Consider the following 16,705-nt stretch of genomic DNA (forward strand, 5'->3'; position numbering starts at 1 on the left):
CGGGGCGTTTTTCTATCTTCTTTACCGCCAAATCACTTTATAAATTCAATAATGGAATAAAGAAGATATTTTTATTCTTTGTTGTTAGCCAACACGCCCTTTAATCTGGCCAAAAATCAGACCATGGAAGACGCGTGTGATGCAATTGAAGGATTCCCCATTCAACCTCTCCCCTCTCTCTGACGAGCAGCAACGTCAGCTGGGCCAGGTACTCTCGACCCTCAATACCCAGCAACTGGCCTGGGTGAGCGGTTATCTCTACGGCCTCTCCCAGGCGGTCGTCCAGCCCGTTGCGACCGCAGGCGCAGAAGTCGCGGCTCCCAGCGGCAGCCTGACCATTCTCTACGGCTCCCAGACCGGCAACGCCAAAGGGGTCGCCACTGCCATCAAGGCGCAGGCCGAGGCCCGCGGCCTACCCGTCACCCTAGCGTCGATGGCCGACTACAAACCCAAGCAGCTCAAGAAAGAGAGCCACCTGCTGGTGGTAGTGAGCACTTACGGGGAGGGTGAACCGCCGGAGAGCGCCGTCGATCTGTTCGAGCAGCTTAAAAAAGGCAAGATTGGCAAGCTGGACGGGCTCAAGTTCGCGGTACTGGGGCTGGGTGACAGCTCCTACGAATTTTTCTGCCAGACCGGCAAAGATTTTGACGACTTCCTCGCCAAAGCAGGGGCCGAGCGCATTTATGAGCTCGCCAGCCTCGATGTGGATTATCAGGATGCAGCCAAGAGCTGGGGCGAACAGGCGCTCAACGCCATCACCGCGACCCTCTCTACCGGAGCGGCCAGCAGCAGCGTAGCCAGCGCGGTGCAGCAGGCGGTTGGCCACAGCCAGTACAGCAAGGAGAACCCCTTCCCTGCCCGCCTGTCGGTCAATCAGAAGATCACCGGCCGGGATTCCACCAAGGATATCCGCCATATCGAGATCAATCTGGCCGACTCCGGCCTCACCTATCAGCCGGGGGATGCCCTCGGTGTCTGGTTCGACAATGACGCCGAACTGGTGGGCGAAGTGCTGGCCCTGACCGGCCTCTCTGGTGATGAAGCCACGGCCCACGGCACCTTGCGCGCCGCCCTGACCGGTCACTTCGAACTGACCCGGCTGCACGGCGGCTTTATCACAGGACTCGCTGACATATCGGAGAACGCGGCGCTGAAAGACTTGGCCGGTGACAAGGCCCAGGTCAATGCACTGGTGGCCTCTGCCCAGGTGGTGGATGTGCTCAAACGCTTCCCGACCACCCTCACAGCCGAGCAGCTGGTTGGCCTGCTGCGACCCCTCACCCCGCGCCTCTACTCCATCGCCTCCGCCCAGAGCGAGGTGGAAGAGGAGGTGCACCTGACCGTCGGCGTGGTGCGCTATCCACAGGAAGATGGCACTGTGCGCTCTGGCGCAGCCTCCTCCTATCTTGCGGATCGGCTGATTGAGGATGGCGAGGTGCGGGTATTCATCGAGCACAACGACAACTTCCGCCTGCCGCAAAACCCCGACACCCCCGTCATCATGGTGGGCCCGGGCACCGGCATCGCCCCGTTCCGCGCCTTTATGCAGGAGCGGGAAGCGCAGGGCGCGGAAGGCAAGAACTGGCTCTTCTTCGGCAACCCCCACTTTACCCAGGATTTCCTCTATCAGGTGGAGTGGCAGCGTTATGTGAAATCGGGGCTGCTGTCGAAGATCTCGCTAGCCTTCAGCCGGGATCAGGCCAACAAGATTTATGTGCAGGACCGCCTGCGCGAGGCAGGGCTTGAGCTCTACCAGTGGCTGGAAGCAGGCGCTCACTTCTATGTGTGTGGTGACGCCAACAAAATGGCCAAGGATGTGCAGGAGGCCCTGCTGGATGTAATTGCCGAACACGGCCACAAGAGCCGTGAGGAAGCAGAAGAGTATTTGAGCGAATTGCGTCGTGCCAAACGTTATCAAAGGGATGTCTATTGATGAGCAAACAACCTCTTTCTCACCCAAAAGCGGGACCGGTCGAAGGGCCGCTGGCCGACAACGAGCGCCTCAAGCGCGAGAGCAACTTCCTGCGCGGCACCATAGAGCAAGATCTGCAGGACCCGCTCACCGGCGGCTTTAACGGCGACAACTTCCAGCTGATCCGCTTTCACGGCATGTACCAGCAGGATGACCGCGACATCCGCCCGGAGCGCGCCGCCCAGAAGCTGGAGCCGCTGCACAACGTCATGCTGCGTGCCCGCCTGCCGGGTGGGATCATCACCCCGGCCCAGTGGCAGATCATCGACAAGTTCGCCGAAGAGCACAGCCTCTACGGCAGCATCCGCCTGACCACCCGTCAGACCTTCCAGTTCCACGGGGTATTGAAGCGCGACATCAAGCTGATGCACCAGACCCTCAACAGCACCGGCATCGATTCCATCGCCACCGCAGGCGACGTGAACCGCAACGTGCTCTGCACCAGCAACCCGGTGGAGTCCGAGCTGCATCAGGAGGCCTACGAGTGGGCCAAGAAGATCTCCGAGCATCTGCTGCCCAAGACCCGCGCCTACGTGGAAATCTGGCTGGACGGTGAAAAACTGGGGCAGGATGAGGAGCCGATCCTGGGTTCCAACTACCTGCCGCGCAAATTCAAGACGACCGTGGTGATCCCGCCTCACAACGACGTGGATATCCACGCCAACGATCTCAACTTCGTGGCCATTGCCGAGCATGGCAAGCTGGTTGGCTTCAACGTCTTGGTGGGCGGGGGTCTGGCCATGACCCACGGCGACACCAGCACCTACCCGCGCAAGGCGAGCGACTTTGGCTTTATTCCGCTCTCTCACGTGCTGGAGGTGGCGGCCGCCGTCGTCAGCACCCAGCGCGACTGGGGCAACCGGGTCAACCGCAAGAACGCCAAGACCAAGTACACCCTGGAGCGCGTTGGCGTCGAGGCTTTCAAGGCAGAGGTCGAGAGCCGCGCCGGCATCCAGTTCGGGCCGGTTCGTCCCTATGAATTCACCAGCCGTGGCGATCGCTTCGGTTGGGTCGAGGGGATCGACGGCAAGCATCACCTCACCCTGTTTATCGAGAATGGCCGCCTGCTTGACTTCCCGGGCAAGCCGCTCAAAACCGGCATGTTGGAGATCGCCAAGGTGCATCAGGGGGATTTTCGCCTGACCGCCAACCAGAACCTGATCATCGCCGGGGTACCTGCCAGCGAAAAAGCCCGCATCGAAGGGCTGGCGCGCCAATACGGCCTGCTGGATGACGGCGTGAGCGAGCAGCGCAAGCAGTCCATGGCTTGTGTGGCACTGCCTACCTGCCCGCTGGCGATGGCTGAAGCGGAGCGCATGCTGCCGGCGTTTGTCACCGACATCGAGGGCTTGCTCACCAAACATGGGCTGGCGGATGACGCCATCATCTTCCGGGTCACCGGTTGCCCCAACGGCTGCGGCCGCGCCATGCTGGCGGAAGTGGGTCTGGTGGGCAAGGCGCCTGGCCGCTACAACCTCCATCTGGGGGGCAACCTGGAAGGCACCCGCATTCCGCGCCTCTATCAGGAGAACATCACCGAGCCGCAGATTGTGGCCGAACTCGACGCGTTGATCGGCCGCTGGGCCACCGAGCGAAATCAGGGTGAGTGCTTCGGCGACTTCGTGATCCGGGTTGGGGTGATTGCGCCCGTTATCGATTCTGCGAGGGACTTCTATGCCGCTTAATCTGCCGCTTAATGTCACTGAAGATGGCCGCCTTGACCTGCAGGCACTGCTGGCCCTCGGCCGTGAGGAGCAAGTCGAGGCGCTGGCCCCCCTCAACCGGGAGCTGGATACCATGAGTGCCCCCGAGCGGGTGCGCTGGGCCCTGGCAAATCTGCCGGGGGAGCATGTGCTCTCATCCAGCTTCGGCATTCAGGCGGCGCTGATGCTCCATCTGGTAAGCCGCGAGCGGGCCGACGTGCCCGTGGTGCTGACCGATACCGGTTATCTGTTCCCGGAGACCTACCGTTTCATCGACGAGCTGACCGAGCGCCTCGCGCTCAACCTGAAAATCTATCGGGCCGAGCTCAGCCCTGCCTGGCAGGAGGCGCGATTTGGTCTCTTGTGGGAGCAGGGGGTAGAGGGGATCACCCGCTACAACCAGCTCAACAAGGTGGAGCCGATGGACCGTGCCCTGCGTGAGCTGGGGGCCCAGACCTGGTTCTCCGGCCTGCGCCGGGAGCAGTCCGGCAGCCGTGGCAAGCTGCCGGTGCTGGGCATCCAGCGCGGCCGTTTCAAGTTCCTGCCGGTGATCGACTGGAGCAACAAGGATGTCTTCTACTACTTCAAGGAGTTCGACCTCCCCTACCACCCGCTGTGGGAGCAGGGCTACCTGTCGGTGGGCGATGTCCACACCACCGCCAAGTGGGAGCCGGGCATGAGCGAGGAGCAGACCCGCTTCTTCGGCCTCAAGCGCGAGTGCGGTTTGCACGAGGAGAATGGCGAGAACGACGGCTCAGGCATCTAATCCCGTCTTGAAAACCCAACAGAACAACAAGGGCATCCGAAGATGCCCTTGTTGTTATTTGCCCATTAGCATTCGTCCGTCAGCGGCGCTGCCAGGTCTCGAAGCTATAGGGGTGCGGGTTCTTCTCATCGGCAGGGTGGCTCTCGCAATCAACGCGTTGCCACTGGCCATCGTCAAAAGCGGGGAAACGGGTATCTCCCTCCACCGCCAGATCGATTTGCGTCAGGTAGAGGCAATCCGCGCTCGGCAACATCTCGGCATAGAGATGACCACCACCGATCACCATCAACTCCTCCACCGAGCTACCAGCCAACAGAGCCAGCGCCGCCTCGACGGAGCCCACCACCTCAATGCCCTCAGCCTGATAATCGGGATTGCGGCTGATCACCAGATTGCGCCGTCCGGGCAGAGGTCGACCGATGGATTCGAAGGTCTTGCGCCCCATCAATACCGGTTTGCCGAGGGTGACACGCTTGAAGTGAGCCAGATCGGCAGGCAGATGCCAGGGCATCTGGTTGTCCTTGCCTATCACCCTGTCGTGGGCCATGGCGGCAATCATGGAAATCTTCATGGGGCCTCTCACCGTCTGTCAGATTATGGGGCGGTTACGGTACACGACCAGAGAGGGGATCGCCAAACCGAAACTGAGGGCACCGACGATAAAGAGCGCCTTGAGGCCGTTCTCCACCGCACTCTGGATCAACTCCATGGTCACGCCGTTGATGTTGAGCTCCACCACCGCAATCATGGTCTTGAACGCATAACTGCCCGGGATCATCGGAATAATCGAGGCAACGCTGAACACCGGACGCGGCGCCAGCAGACGGCGCGACCAGTAGACGCAGACAAAGCCGACCGTGGTCGCCGCCGCCAGCGTCGCCCACTCGATGGGCATGCCATAGTGGATCAGCAGGGTACGCAGACTGTGAGCCAGCGCGCCGCCCATGGCGCAATACTTCAGCATCCGTGGCGGCACGTTGAACAGCATGGCAAACCCCACCGCCGGGATGGAGGACCAGAAGGCATCCTTGGCCAGTAGCCAGAGCAAATCCATCATACTTTCCACCCCCAGATCCCCGTGACCGACATGGCCAAAATGATACCTATGGCGGCGCTGATGGTCAGCAGGGTCGCTGTCCCCCAGCGGGCCAGCCCCATGTTGAAGTAGCCCTTCACCATGTCGGAGACCGCATTGATCAGCGGAAAGCCCGGCACCAGCAGCAGCACGCTGGCCGCCATGGCGAGATAAGGCTGGTCACCCCAGTTGAAGAAGGTGGCGCTGGAGGAGATCAGGGTGGCAATAAAGCCGGTGGCGGCAAAGTTGATGAGCGGGCTGTGGTGATGGCGAGCCATCAGCTGGCGCACCCGCATCGCCACGGCAGATGAGAAGCAGGTCACCAGGAAGATGGGCCAGTCACCGCCAAACAGCAGGCTAAAGGCACCACAGGAGAACCCCACCATGGGGACCACCAACCAAGGGTGATAGTGGAAGGGGACGATGGCTTCGAGGCGCTGACGCACTTCACGGGCACCGATCAGCTCTTTTTCCGCCATGATGCAGATCCGCTGGATCTCGCACACCACCTGCATATTGATGCCATGTTCGCGCACCCGCCGGGTAGTGGTGACGCAACCCCCCTGATAGAGACTGGTGAGCACGATGGCACTGGAAGAGATGGCCATTTCGACACTCTCCAGCCCCAGCGCCATCCCCAGCCGCACCGTGGTCTGCTCGATGATCCGGCTCTCCGCCCCGAACTGGGCCAACATCTGACCCACCTTGACGATAATGCGGGTGATCTCTGTCTGTTGCTCCCGCGACAACACCCGTCTTGGTGTGATACTTCTCATAATCCCTTCGAGTCGTAGCAATAAAAATTTCGGCCATATTAGCCTAACTTTTACTGTTATTCATCCACCCCTATCACAACCTGACTAATAAGTTATTACAAGAAGGAGAAAAGAGATTACATCACAAATACATTACGACTAACATTAAAAACCATAACAATCAGGTCGCCAGCAATTCTCCTTATTATGGCCTCACCGATTTAGCTGAAATATCAACCAAGGGGGTTATTGCAGATTATTTGCGACGTCGATAGTCCGTCAGATGGATTATTTTACCACTGCCATCGCTTTCAGGCGGAGGGTCCCCCTCTTCTCTGAACTGGCTCATTTCGCTGCGCATCAAATAAAAAGATTCCCGCATCATGTTGGTAATTCGGATACAGCTATCAAGATTGTTTTTCGCCAGACGGCGCTGACCATCAATCTTGAACTGCAACCCGCGCAGACGGCGCTGCTGATCGGGGCTCGCACGGGCCATCAACTGGTCGATCTGCTGCTCCAGAATCGCATCCAGCCGGGAGGGCTCACTCGCAGCCAACTCCTTCAGGGTGTCAAAATCAGGCAACTCCATATGCCCTCCTTGGCGACTATTGCTGGCAACACACTGCGGTACCACACCATCACGTCCCAGCCATATAAATCTGTATATACGACGCGGCTAAAAAGGGTTCAATCCATCCACTGGCGACTAAACCGGACAATGGTCACTACGAGGGTGTCTATCTATTTTAATTGTGTTTGGAAACAAGCGATTGTTTTTAATTCAGGCGAGATAAAACACTTATACATTTTAGGTTGTGATTTTCTGTTTTTTATTGCAAATAAAAATCCGGGTGGCCTTATTTTGCTTCATTCGACACTTTATTCTTCCCTCACCGACCCGCGTCATCTCCTGACGGTTTAACATATCTCACTGATTATGTTATTTTAATTGCCACTTTTATCGGACATTCAAGAGCAGACCATGAGCAAGGCAAAAATCGGTATCGTCACCGTCAGCGATCGCGCCAGCGCGGGCATCTATGAAGACCTCTCCGGCAAGGCCATCATCGACACCCTGAACGCCTATCTGACCTCGGAGTGGGAACCTGTCTATCAGGTGATCCCCGATGAGCAGGATCAGATTGAAGCGACCCTGATCCGGCTGGCGGATGAGGAGCAGTGTTGTCTCATCGTCACCACAGGCGGCACCGGTCCGGCCAAGCGGGATGTCACGCCGGAAGCGACCGAGGCGGTATGTGATCGCATGATGCCTGGCTTTGGCGAGCTGATGCGGGCCGAATCCCTCAAGTTTGTGCCGACTGCCATTCTGTCGCGCCAGACTGCCGGACTGCGCGACGATACCCTGATCGTCAATCTGCCGGGCAAGCCCAAATCAATCCGCGAATGTCTGGATGCAGTTTTCCCCGCCATCCCCTACTGCATCGATTTGATGGAAGGGCCGTATCTCGAGTGCGATGAAACTGTCATCAAGCCATTTCGGCCGAAAAAATAGCGAACCCGACCATAAAAAATAATGGCGAGCCACGGCTCGCCATTATTTTTAACTCATCTGTCTGCGCAGAAAAACCGCATCAATTATTTGCGGCCGAATACTTTTACGCCCGCTTTGCTGCGCTCTGAATGACCGTACACTTCGATTTTTTTCACACAACGGCGCGAGCCCAGTGATTTCCACTCGGTCTCTTTATCGCTGCTCATTTCCCGATCGAAACGAATGGTCTTGGTACGATCACCACCATAGGTCACCACCACCCGATCCAGGGTCAAATCACGCTCCGCCTTCACCTTGATATATTTGGTCTGACGGCAAACCACCAAAGGAATTGTCGCACCATGATCACCGGCTCCCAGTAAAATAGTCCGCCCCAGCGTGAACTGATCGTCACCGGCATGGCTGGCTGACGCCACCACCAGCAAGGCACCACCCAGCAAGCTGCGTGCAGAAAAACGGGAATTCCAGATAGACATCAAGGACATAACACCTCCAATTAAAAATGGAGTGTGATGATAAGGGCTAAACCATAACGGAAGCTGTATCACAGCTGAATTTGCTGCGAATGTGCGGGGGTCAACAGAGAAAACAGTACTACTTTTCGGCAAAAAGAGAAGAGCCGCAGATAGCGGCCTTTGCGACAAGAGAGCGCTTAGCGCTCCATGATTTGGGTCACGTCATCTTTCTTGATCATCACCTCGCGCCCTTCATGATCGTAATAGCGATACATGCCAGTACTCTCGTCCAGCTTGGGCTTGCTCTCTGTGGTGATCATCTTGCCATCCTTGGTGCTCATGATGTATTGGGAGCTGCATGCCACCAGCCCCAGCGCGCACACCAGGATCATCATCAGTTTTTTCATTGCGGCCTCTTCTGCGATCATCCTCACCACGAGGATGTTTCTTGAAGCCTAGTTCAATCGCACGGCACGGGATGGTGCGATGAGCAAAGCGGGATCGCCGTCAATAATCAGCGACTTAGCCTAGTTATCTGGCCGGGTGGCGAGCGCAATGAAAAAGGCCGGACATCTCTGTCCGGCCTCTTCTTTCAAGCGCAAGAACGCAATCATGACTTGGCGGGCTGACGCTCACCGGTCACGGTCGGGTTCTTGGGATCTGAACTCCACTCGTACCAACCGCCGTCGTAGACGCTGATCTGTTTCCAGTCCATCAGCCAAGCGTAGAAGAAAGCCTCGGAGGCGCGCCAGCCGGTACCGCAATAGAACGCAGCCTGCTGAGTTGGCTCTATGTTCCACTGGTCCCACATGGCGAGGATCTCGCGGGCCGGCTTCATGGTGCCGTCCGGGTTGTGGAAATCGCTCATGCTGTTGGCATCCACCCCGCCGTGACCCCACTTGGCCCCCGGGATATCGCCCTTCGGCTTGATGTAGCTGTAACCTGAGGTGTTACCGACAAACTCGTCCCAGGTACGCACGCTGACCAGTGCGCTATCGGGCTGCTTGAGCAGCTCCTTTGCCTGACTTAACGTGGTGTAGTACTCGGGGTGAGCGGGAATGGCAACGCCAAACTCCTTCACCGGCTCATATTTGTTGGGCAGACCGGTTTCGGTGCGCAGGTGCTGGATAAACCAGGCATCCAGACCACCGTCCAGCAGGCGCACATCTTCCACACCCGCATACATCATCAGGTGCGCGGCACGGGCGGCCGCCATGGTGTTTCGACCATAGAGGATGACGGTGGTGTCGTAACGGATGCCGTTATCCAGCAGCAGCTTCTTGAGCGCTTCGTCAGAGACCTTGTTCCACAGCGGCTCCTCTTCGAGGCTGTTGGTATCGATATAGCCGGCCCCCGGGATGTGGCTGATGAGGTAGGCCTTGGGTGAACCCCAATCCACTTCAAACAGCTTCCAGTCGCCCTTGGGCGCTGCGGCGACCGGCTTGCCCTCCTGCAGATCCGCCAACCAGCGCGGATAGACCAGCTGCTGCCAGCGTGCCAGCGACTCGCGCGGTGCGGCTTGCCACCCTTGCAGCTCGAACAGCTGCTTGATCCCCTGCTTGCGCAGCAGACGCGCCACCTCGGCCACTTCGCGGGACGCACCGTAGAGGGCAACCGGACGATCGGCCTTCAACCCCTTGATCTCGAGCGCCTTGGGCCACTCTTCATCGCTGTATTTCCACTCGGCGGAGAGGTTCTCTGCACCAGCCACATGACCGCCCTGCTTCTCCCCTTCCATCGGCCACCCCTGATAGAAGTAGCTGGCGCGGGTATCCAGGATGACAGCCTGTTTGGCCTTGGCATCGGCCAGCGAGAGCGGTGGCAACTCCCCTGCCACGGCGGGCAGGGCACACCAGAGCAGTAAGGTCGCCAGCGCGGCCTGCAGGAAGCAAAGATGTCGTTTCATGGTGATTTCTCGATTCATAGTGAACATGGTTAAAAAATGGAGCGACCCAGTCGCTCGGCCAGCAGCTCCAGCGCCGCCGTGCCCGCCAGCGAGTTGCCGGCTTTGTTGAGCTCGGGCGACCAGACACAGACGCAGAGCTCGCCCGGGATCAGGGCGATAATACCGCCACCGACCCCCGATTTGCCCGGCATGCCGACCCGATAGGCAAAATCCCCCGCCTCATCATAGAGACCGCAGGTGGCGAGCAGGGCGTTGACCTGCTTGGTGGTGCGGGCGGGCAGCAGCGGCACGCTCTCGCCCAATGGCACACCACGGTTGGCCAGATAGATGAATGCCCGCGCCAGATCGACGCAGCTCATGCGAATGGCACAGGCATTGAAGTAGCTTTGCAGCACCTTGTCCACTTCGTTTTCGAAGTTGCCGTAGGCCTTCATCAGATAGGCGATGGCGGCGTTGCGGGCAGAGTGCTGATATTCGGAGCGAGCGACGACCTGATCCGCCATGATGGCCGGATTGCCGGAAAGGCGGCGCACCAGCTCGAGGGTACGTTGACGCGGCGCAGTGAGGCGGGTCTCCAGCAGATCGCTCACCACCAGCGCTCCGGCATTGATAAAGGGGTTGCGGGGAATTCCCTGCTCGAACTCGAGCTGCACCAGCGAGTTGAAGGGCTGGCCGGAGGGCTCCTTGCCAACCCGGGCCCAGATCTCCTCCTCCTGATAGAGAGTGAGTGCCAGGGTCAGGCTCAGGGCCTTGGAGATACTCTGGATGGAGAAGGGTTCAAAAGCGTCACCGGCGGTGAACAGCTCCCCCTCGACGGTACAGACTGCGATACCGAGCCGATCGGCAGGCACCTGAGCCAGTGCCGGAATGTAGTCGGCCACCTTGCCTTGTCCCAGCAACGGGCGCACCTCTTCAAGGATGCTGGCCAGTAATTCGGATGACAACACCATAAGCAATAAGCGATTCCATGACTAAAACAGCGGTGGAGATCCCATCCCCACTGACAAAAATCCCGCCAGCGGCGGGATTTTTCAGTTACCCACAACAAGGCGCCAGATGCGGCAGCCTTGTATCAGGCCGGTTCACCGTACCAGAGGTCGAACAGCTCGGTAACGACCACGGCTTCCATCCCCTTGCCTTCCAGCCAGGATTTGACGGCAGCGCGGTCTTCTTCGGTACACTTGCCCAGTTGCTGGGTGCAGATCATCCCTTCCCAGGCCAGGTGACCGGAGCCGGCAAAAGCCAGTTTACGGGGTTCAACAACCTCATCGATCATCGCATCGACTACCGCATCGATGGTCTCTTCGGCAGTGCCGACCGGGAAGTTGAAACTGATGTCGAAACCCATTTCCTGGAATTCATCGACGCGCAGTTTCTTGCGCAGGCGGCGGCTACGATTGGCCATGATAGCTCCTCAAGTTAGTTGATACGCTAGGTGTGTTGACGTGCCAGCTTAGCTGACACGCTTGAAAATCAGATCCCAAACCCCGTGGCCAAGACGGTGGCCACGTTGTTCAAATTTGGTCAGCGGACGCCAGTCCGGACGAGGCACCCAGTTGCCGGTGGCAGAGGTGTTCTCGTAACCCTCGGCGGCGCTCATCACTTCCAGCATGTGCTCGGCATAGTTTTCCCAGTCAGTCGCCATGTGGAACACGCCACCGATGGCCAGCTTCTGGCGAATATCCTGGGCAAACGCAGGCTGTACGATGCGGCGCTTGTGGTGACGGCTCTTGTGCCAGGGATCCGGGAAGAAGAGCTGCAGGCAGGAGAGTGAGCCGTTCGGGATCATGTGCTCCAGCACCTCGACCGCATCGTGGCAGATCACCTTCAGATTGGTGACCCCCGCTTCCTGAGCGGTACCCAGACAGGCGCCCACGCCCGGGGAGTGCACTTCGATGCCGATGAAGTTCTTCTCGGGGGCATTCTTGGCCATCTCCACCAGAGAGGCGCCCATGCCAAAGCCGATCTCCAGCACCACAGGTGCTTCACGGCCAAACAGTGCGACCAGATCGAGCTGCTTTGGCTCGAAATCGATGCCCATGACCGGCCAGAGCTCTTCCAGGGCCTTCTCCTGCCCTTTGGTCAGGCGGCCTTCGCGACGGACAAAGCTGCGGATCTTGCGCATGAACTTGCCGTCTTCGTTAAATACATCTTGGGTCACAGGCATAATGGTCTCGTTATTTCATCAATCCGGGTAATACATCTTGTGTTCGATCCCGAGCGGGACCGCTCGCGGCTCGGCATTTCATCGACCCGCGAAAACAGGGGAGCGAATTATCCCAAGATAGGCCCAAGGCGCAAGTGTTTCGCGCAACAAATATTCCGGCCATCCACTTCCCTGCCCCCTCACTGGCATCACCACACCGACTAACCGTCCAATATAATCCGCAGTAGAGTCGTTCCAGCCCTTTTTTGGCGATTTTTGTGACAATCATTGCCTCATTTCTGAAATCTGATACAAACGGATAACCTGGCGGTCGAATGGAGCGACCGCCCACATGCCGAGAGAATTGTCTATGCAGCCGTTTTTTGCCCAGCGCTTCAAGAAGGTCGAGCCTTCCTTTATCCGTGAAATCCTCAAAGTTGCCGCCAATCCGGAGATCATCTCCTTCGCCGGTGGCCTGCCCAATCCCCACCTGTTTCCGGTCAAGGCGATCGATCAGGCCTGTCAGGATGTACTTCGCGAACAGGGGGCTGCCGCCCTGCAATATGCGGCGACCGAGGGCTTCGCCCCGCTGCGCCAGTATATTGCCGACCGCTATCTGACCCGCCACGGCATGCAGGTCAATCCGGACAACATCCTGATCACCAGCGGCTCCCAGCAGGCGCTGGATCTGCTGGGCAAGGTGCTGATCGACGAGGGTCAGGATCTCATCATCGAAGAGCCGGGTTACCTTGGCGCCATTCAGGCCTTTTCTGTCTACCAGCCCACCTTCAAGCCGATCACCCTTGAAGAAGAGGGACTGGATCTGGCGGCGCTGGATGCGCTGCTGGCAAGCGGATCCAGTGCCAAACTGCTCTACGGCGTGCCCAACTTCCAGAACCCGAGCGGTGTCTCCTATAGCCGTGCCAACCGCGAGGCACTGGCCGAGCGACTGGTGCGCCACGAGCTGTTGATGGTGGAAGATGATCCCTACGGCGAGCTGCGTTTCGAAGGGGAGCATCTCCCCCCCATTGCCAAGCTGGCGCCAAACAATACCGTGCTGCTCGGCTCTTTCTCGAAAACCGTGGTGCCCGCCTTCCGTCTGGGCTGGATGGTGATGCCGGAGTGGCTGCGCAAGAAGGTGACCATAGCCAAGCAGGCGACCGATCTGCACAGCAACGCCTTCAGCCAGCAGGTGCTGCACCGCTTCCTGACCGACAACTCCCTCGACGCTCACTTGGAGAAGATCAAGGAGGTCTATGGCCGCCAGCGCGCTGCCATGGAGGCCGCTTTGGCCCGTCACTGCCCGCCCGGCGTCAGCTACACCCGACCGGAAGGGGGTATGTTCCTCTGGCTGACCCTGCCAGCCCGCATCAGTGCCATGGCGCTGTTTGACGAGGCGATCAAGGAGAAGGTGGCCTTCGTACCCGGCGCCCCCTTCTACGTGCGACCCGAGATCAAGAACACCCTGCGCCTGAGCTTCTCCTGCGTCGATGAAGCGACCATCGAGGAGGGGGTCAAACGCTTGGCCCGCGCCCTCCAGCGCATGCTCTGATCGCCCAAGCCAAACCGTATCAACAAAAAAACCAGCGAGTGATCGCTGGTTTTTTATGCTCCCCATTCAACCGTTCAGCCAAACAGGGTCTTGCAAAACTGCTTCATCGGAATGGGGCGGCTGTAACGATACCCTTGCAGATAGTCAACGTGGCGCGCCCGCAGGTAGTCCGCCTGCGACTGCTTCTCGACCCCCTCCGCGATCAGGATCAATTCAAGTCGCTTCGCCAGATCAATCACGTTTTCAACGATATGACTGGAGAGTGCATCCGTGCCGATCATCTCTACAAAGCTCCGGTCAATCTTGATTGCATCGACCTGAAACTGTTGCAGATAGGTGAGACTGGAGTGACCGGTGCCAAAATCATCGATAGAGATCAACACGCCCAGTTTGCGCAACTCGGCAAACATCCGGGCCGTTGTCTCATCAGCCACCAGCAGTTCACGCTCAGTCAGCTCCAGCCCCAAATCAACGGGATTGTCCTTAAACGCGTCGAGAAACGCCTTGCAGTCAGCCAACAGGTCGAGATCCTGAAAGTGTTTGGCGCTGATATTGAAGCAAAAATGAAACTTTGCCGGCAGCTTGCGGGCATAAGGGGAGAAGTGGTCGCGCACCTGCGCCATCAACAGGCTGGTCATGGGCACGATAAGCCCGCTATCTTCCGCCAGCGGAATAAAGCGATCCGGCGAGATCATCCCCTGCTTGGGATGCTGCCAGCGCATCAGCACCTCACAGCCACGCCACTGCTCATCCTCACCGGAGACCACCGGCTGCAGATAGGGGATAAACTCCTCCTCGATCAACGCCCGCTTTAGCTCTTCCGCTGGTGAGCTGCTACGCCCCATCAGCCTGAAGGTGCCGAATCCAATCAGCAGCGCCAGCAACGGAGAGAGGAACAAGGTATATCTGGAGTATCGCCATGCGTGGCTCCAGTAGTCATGCACCGTGACCCGGGTGACGACCTGATAGGGGAAATCGGCCGAAGCGAGGGCAATATAACCCTCTTCTGTCGGAGAGGGCGCCGCCCCGACCTGACCTGAGCCAAACAGTGCCCTCTGCCCCACCACCAGAGCCATCGGGGAGTTCTTGCTGGAGATCTCCAGGGTATTGCGCAGGTAGTAGCCATCTACACCGATCAGCACACTCCCCTTGTCCGTTTCATGACGCAGCACGATCAAGGGGCGATCCGGAGTGACCTCATTGCCTGGCAGCAGTTGCAACCTGCCATCCACATAGCGGTCGGGATTGAAGAGGCCATCGTAGTCACCATAGAGCGAGGTGCAATAGATGTGGCTGCCTACAGCCAGATTGGCGGAACGGACATAAGGCACCGTGGCCACCTGTTCGCGCAGCAGTTGTGCCGCCTCCTTGCACGAGTGACCAAGCATCCCCTTCACATTGATGGCCGCCTGCTGGGCATGGCCGATGGAGCGCTCAAACATCACACGGGCATGCTGCAACCGTGAATCGGCATCACGCTCTGTCTCCGTCACCGTCTGCCAGATAACGGCAATAACCCCCAGCAGCAGGATCCCGCCCCCCATCAGCAGCGCCAACAGAATCCTCGAGTAAAGCTGGCGAAGTTTCAAACGACGAAATGGCATGGCGGCCTCTTTGATGCTCGGATAATGGGTGACAGCCTCGGTGGACAGGCGAAAAGGGTCGCCATAATAGCGATTGTTCAACAAATGTCCACCCAACAAAAATCAATCAATTCAAACTATTGTTCAACAATATGTCGTAAGAAGAGGATAGAGTTAACAAACGTCAAACAGAAAACTCCCGAAGCACGTCTCACTTGTTGAAGGGAAGCCACACCATTAAAGTTGAGCAAACGGCAGCAGGAGCATGCAGCGATGAAGATTCTTATTACCGGAGGAACCGGCTTTATCGGCCGCAAGCTGGTTGCCCATCTCAAGGTCAATCACGAGGTCGTGGTCTTGAGCAGGCAGGGGAGCCGCGCCTACTCCCAGCTCGGTCACGATATCAAGGTATTGGATAACCTCGACCGGCTTGATGACCTCAATGACGTGGACGCAGTGATCAATCTGGCCGGTGAACCCATCGCCGCCGGACGCTGGAGCGAGTCGCGCAAACAGCTGCTCTGCGATAGCCGCTGGCTACTGACCGAGCAACTGGTGGACCTCATCAAGCTATCCAGCACGCCGCCCAAGGTGCTGATCAACGCCTCCGCCATCGGCTGGTATGGCAGACAAGGCACAGAAACCCTCGACGAGCAGTGCCGCTCTCCCAACGACGAATTCACCCACCAGCTGTGCCAGCAGTGGGAGACCCTGGCGCAGGAGGCCCAGAGCCGCCAAACCCGGGTCTGTATCGTGCGGATCGGGCTGGTGCTTGGCATGGATGGCGGCGCCCTGCCCAAAATGCTCCCTCCCTACCGACTCGGACTCGGCGGCCCCATGGGGTCAGGCAGCCAGATGATGAGCTGGATCCATGTGCAGGATCTGGTGCGCGCCATGCTGTTCTTGCTGGATCACGAAGAGTGCAGCGGCATCTTCAACGGCACTGCGCCCCATCCGGTCAGCAACCGGGAGTTCAGCCAGACCCTTGCCACCACGCTGCACCGCCCGCACCTCTTTTTCGTGCCAGCCCCCCTGCTGCAACTGGTGATGGGTGAAGCGGCCGATCTGCTGCTGACCGGACAAAAGGTGATACCAGCACGGCTGCAACAGGCCGGTTTTCACTTCAGCTATCCCGATCTGCCGAGCGCCCTCACCAATCTGCTGCGTGAGCCCCGCTAACTCACACCCGCTCGCTGCGTCCACTCGTCAGCACCTCGCATAGCAAGCAGCCCGGCCAATGGCCGGGCTGCTTGTTTATGGTGGCTGCGCTATTGCA

17 protein-coding genes are annotated in these 16,705 nt (G+C 58.6%); 6 read left to right on the top strand and 11 right to left on the bottom strand.

Going from position 1 to position 16,705, the window contains the following annotated elements; translation table 11 throughout:
* The first annotated feature begins 139 nt into the window (after positions 1-139).
* Genes ACB040_RS02620 through ACB040_RS02630 form a run of 3 tightly spaced genes read left to right on the top strand, consistent with a single transcriptional unit; the run spans position 140 to position 4,441 of the window.
* Positions 140-1,933, top strand: coding sequence for an assimilatory sulfite reductase (NADPH) flavoprotein subunit (locus ACB040_RS02620; RefSeq protein ID WP_371153217.1), 1,794 nt, complete (start codon positions 140-142; stop codon positions 1,931-1,933).
* The gene (gene cysI, locus ACB040_RS02625; protein WP_338772322.1) at positions 1,933-3,657 is read left to right on the top strand and encodes an assimilatory sulfite reductase (NADPH) hemoprotein subunit; all 1,725 of its coding nucleotides are present in this window, start codon (positions 1,933-1,935) and stop codon (positions 3,655-3,657) included. The genes ACB040_RS02620 and cysI overlap by 1 nt, the downstream gene beginning before the upstream one ends.
* Positions 3,647-4,441 (top strand): phosphoadenylyl-sulfate reductase, encoded by a 795-nt coding sequence (locus ACB040_RS02630; RefSeq protein WP_005335204.1) that lies wholly within the window; start codon positions 3,647-3,649, stop codon positions 4,439-4,441. Before cysI ends, ACB040_RS02630 begins: the two co-directional genes overlap by 11 nt.
* A gap of 79 nt (positions 4,442-4,520) precedes the next feature.
* On the opposite strand, the gene folA is transcribed toward ACB040_RS02630, so the two are convergent.
* From folA to ACB040_RS02650, 4 genes are all read right to left on the bottom strand, one after another.
* The gene (gene folA, locus ACB040_RS02635; protein ID WP_139473628.1) at positions 4,521-5,012 is read right to left on the bottom strand and encodes a type 3 dihydrofolate reductase; all 492 of its coding nucleotides are present in this window, start codon (positions 5,010-5,012) and stop codon (positions 4,521-4,523) included.
* Between the two features lie 18 nt (positions 5,013-5,030).
* Entirely contained in the window at positions 5,031-5,498 is a 468-nt protein-coding gene (locus ACB040_RS02640) for a threonine/serine exporter family protein (RefSeq protein ID WP_026035076.1), read from the bottom strand.
* The gene (locus ACB040_RS02645; RefSeq protein ID WP_338772324.1) at positions 5,495-6,292 is read right to left on the bottom strand and encodes a threonine/serine exporter family protein; all 798 of its coding nucleotides are present in this window, start codon (positions 6,290-6,292) and stop codon (positions 5,495-5,497) included. The genes ACB040_RS02640 and ACB040_RS02645 overlap by 4 nt, the downstream gene beginning before the upstream one ends.
* 235 nt (positions 6,293-6,527) lie before the next feature.
* Entirely contained in the window at positions 6,528-6,863 is a 336-nt protein-coding gene (locus ACB040_RS02650; RefSeq protein WP_047438081.1) for a DUF3135 domain-containing protein, read from the bottom strand.
* A gap of 393 nt (positions 6,864-7,256) precedes the next feature.
* Between ACB040_RS02650 and mog the strand changes: the two genes are divergently transcribed.
* Positions 7,257-7,787, top strand: a complete 531-nt coding sequence (gene mog / locus ACB040_RS02655; RefSeq protein WP_005354170.1) for a molybdopterin adenylyltransferase — start codon at positions 7,257-7,259, stop codon at positions 7,785-7,787.
* Positions 7,788-7,870: 83 nt separating this feature from the next.
* Here the strand turns inward: mog and ACB040_RS02660 are convergent, their stop codons facing one another.
* From ACB040_RS02660 to trmB, 6 genes are all read right to left on the bottom strand, one after another.
* Positions 7,871-8,272, bottom strand: coding sequence for a DUF2541 family protein (locus ACB040_RS02660; protein ID WP_338772327.1), 402 nt, complete (start codon positions 8,270-8,272; stop codon positions 7,871-7,873).
* 167 nt (positions 8,273-8,439) lie between these two features.
* Complete coding sequence (locus ACB040_RS02665) at positions 8,440-8,649, bottom strand: YgdI/YgdR family lipoprotein (RefSeq protein WP_005335219.1); 210 nt, start codon at positions 8,647-8,649, stop codon at positions 8,440-8,442.
* Between the two features lie 203 nt (positions 8,650-8,852).
* Positions 8,853-10,148 (bottom strand): sulfurtransferase, encoded by a 1,296-nt coding sequence (locus tag ACB040_RS02670; protein ID WP_338772328.1) that lies wholly within the window; start codon positions 10,146-10,148, stop codon positions 8,853-8,855.
* Positions 10,149-10,177: 29 nt separating this feature from the next.
* On the bottom strand, positions 10,178-11,098 hold the full coding sequence (glsB, locus tag ACB040_RS02675; protein WP_005348151.1) for a glutaminase B: 921 nt from the start codon (positions 11,096-11,098) through the stop codon (positions 10,178-10,180).
* Between the two features lie 122 nt (positions 11,099-11,220).
* On the bottom strand, positions 11,221-11,553 hold the full coding sequence (locus ACB040_RS02680; protein ID WP_005348158.1) for a YggL family protein: 333 nt from the start codon (positions 11,551-11,553) through the stop codon (positions 11,221-11,223).
* A 48-nt stretch (positions 11,554-11,601) separates the two neighbouring features.
* Positions 11,602-12,315, bottom strand: a complete 714-nt coding sequence (trmB, locus tag ACB040_RS02685; protein WP_005335228.1) for a tRNA (guanosine(46)-N7)-methyltransferase TrmB — start codon at positions 12,313-12,315, stop codon at positions 11,602-11,604.
* Between the two features lie 349 nt (positions 12,316-12,664).
* Here trmB and ACB040_RS02690 point away from each other — a divergent pair, with 349 nt between their 5' ends.
* Entirely contained in the window at positions 12,665-13,846 is a 1,182-nt protein-coding gene (locus tag ACB040_RS02690) for a PLP-dependent aminotransferase family protein (protein WP_338772329.1), read from the top strand.
* A 74-nt stretch (positions 13,847-13,920) separates the two neighbouring features.
* On the opposite strand, the gene ACB040_RS02695 is transcribed toward ACB040_RS02690, so the two are convergent.
* The gene (locus ACB040_RS02695; RefSeq protein ID WP_338772331.1) at positions 13,921-15,450 is read right to left on the bottom strand and encodes an EAL domain-containing protein; all 1,530 of its coding nucleotides are present in this window, start codon (positions 15,448-15,450) and stop codon (positions 13,921-13,923) included.
* 252 nt (positions 15,451-15,702) lie between these two features.
* On the opposite strand from ACB040_RS02695, the gene ACB040_RS02700 reads away from it, so the two are divergent.
* Positions 15,703-16,608, top strand: coding sequence for a TIGR01777 family oxidoreductase (locus tag ACB040_RS02700; RefSeq protein WP_338772332.1), 906 nt, complete (start codon positions 15,703-15,705; stop codon positions 16,606-16,608).
* Positions 16,609-16,705 lie beyond the last annotated feature (97 nt).

Origin of the sequence: Aeromonas sp. S11(2024) (genome assembly GCF_041402345.1) — a bacterium.
GTDB classification, from domain to species: Bacteria; Pseudomonadota; Gammaproteobacteria; order Enterobacterales; family Aeromonadaceae; genus Aeromonas; species Aeromonas veronii.

Bases quoted from the DNA above. Each gene is read 5' to 3' on its own strand.
- ACB040_RS02620 (WP_371153217.1), top strand. From the start codon at position 140: ATGCAATTGAAGGATTCCCCATTCAACCTCTCCCCTCTCTCTGACGAG.
- ACB040_RS02670 (WP_338772328.1), bottom strand. From the start codon at position 10,148: ATGAAACGACATCTTTGCTTCCTGCAGGCCGCGCTGGCGACCTTACTG.
- cysI (WP_338772322.1), top strand. From the start codon at position 1,933: ATGAGCAAACAACCTCTTTCTCACCCAAAAGCGGGACCGGTCGAAGGG.
- ACB040_RS02665 (WP_005335219.1), bottom strand. From the start codon at position 8,649: ATGAAAAAACTGATGATGATCCTGGTGTGCGCGCTGGGGCTGGTGGCA.
- ACB040_RS02630 (WP_005335204.1), top strand. From the start codon at position 3,647: ATGCCGCTTAATCTGCCGCTTAATGTCACTGAAGATGGCCGCCTTGAC.
- folA (WP_139473628.1), bottom strand. From the start codon at position 5,012: ATGAAGATTTCCATGATTGCCGCCATGGCCCACGACAGGGTGATAGGC.
- ACB040_RS02650 (WP_047438081.1), bottom strand. From the start codon at position 6,863: ATGGAGTTGCCTGATTTTGACACCCTGAAGGAGTTGGCTGCGAGTGAG.
- ACB040_RS02645 (WP_338772324.1), bottom strand. From the start codon at position 6,292: ATGAGAAGTATCACACCAAGACGGGTGTTGTCGCGGGAGCAACAGACA.
- ACB040_RS02695 (WP_338772331.1), bottom strand. From the start codon at position 15,450: ATGCCATTTCGTCGTTTGAAACTTCGCCAGCTTTACTCGAGGATTCTG.
- ACB040_RS02690 (WP_338772329.1), top strand. From the start codon at position 12,665: ATGCAGCCGTTTTTTGCCCAGCGCTTCAAGAAGGTCGAGCCTTCCTTT.
- trmB (WP_005335228.1), bottom strand. From the start codon at position 12,315: ATGCCTGTGACCCAAGATGTATTTAACGAAGACGGCAAGTTCATGCGC.
- ACB040_RS02680 (WP_005348158.1), bottom strand. From the start codon at position 11,553: ATGGCCAATCGTAGCCGCCGCCTGCGCAAGAAACTGCGCGTCGATGAA.
- mog (WP_005354170.1), top strand. From the start codon at position 7,257: ATGAGCAAGGCAAAAATCGGTATCGTCACCGTCAGCGATCGCGCCAGC.
- ACB040_RS02640 (WP_026035076.1), bottom strand. From the start codon at position 5,498: ATGATGGATTTGCTCTGGCTACTGGCCAAGGATGCCTTCTGGTCCTCC.
- glsB (WP_005348151.1), bottom strand. From the start codon at position 11,098: ATGGTGTTGTCATCCGAATTACTGGCCAGCATCCTTGAAGAGGTGCGC.
- ACB040_RS02700 (WP_338772332.1), top strand. From the start codon at position 15,703: ATGAAGATTCTTATTACCGGAGGAACCGGCTTTATCGGCCGCAAGCTG.
- ACB040_RS02660 (WP_338772327.1), bottom strand. From the start codon at position 8,272: ATGTCCTTGATGTCTATCTGGAATTCCCGTTTTTCTGCACGCAGCTTG.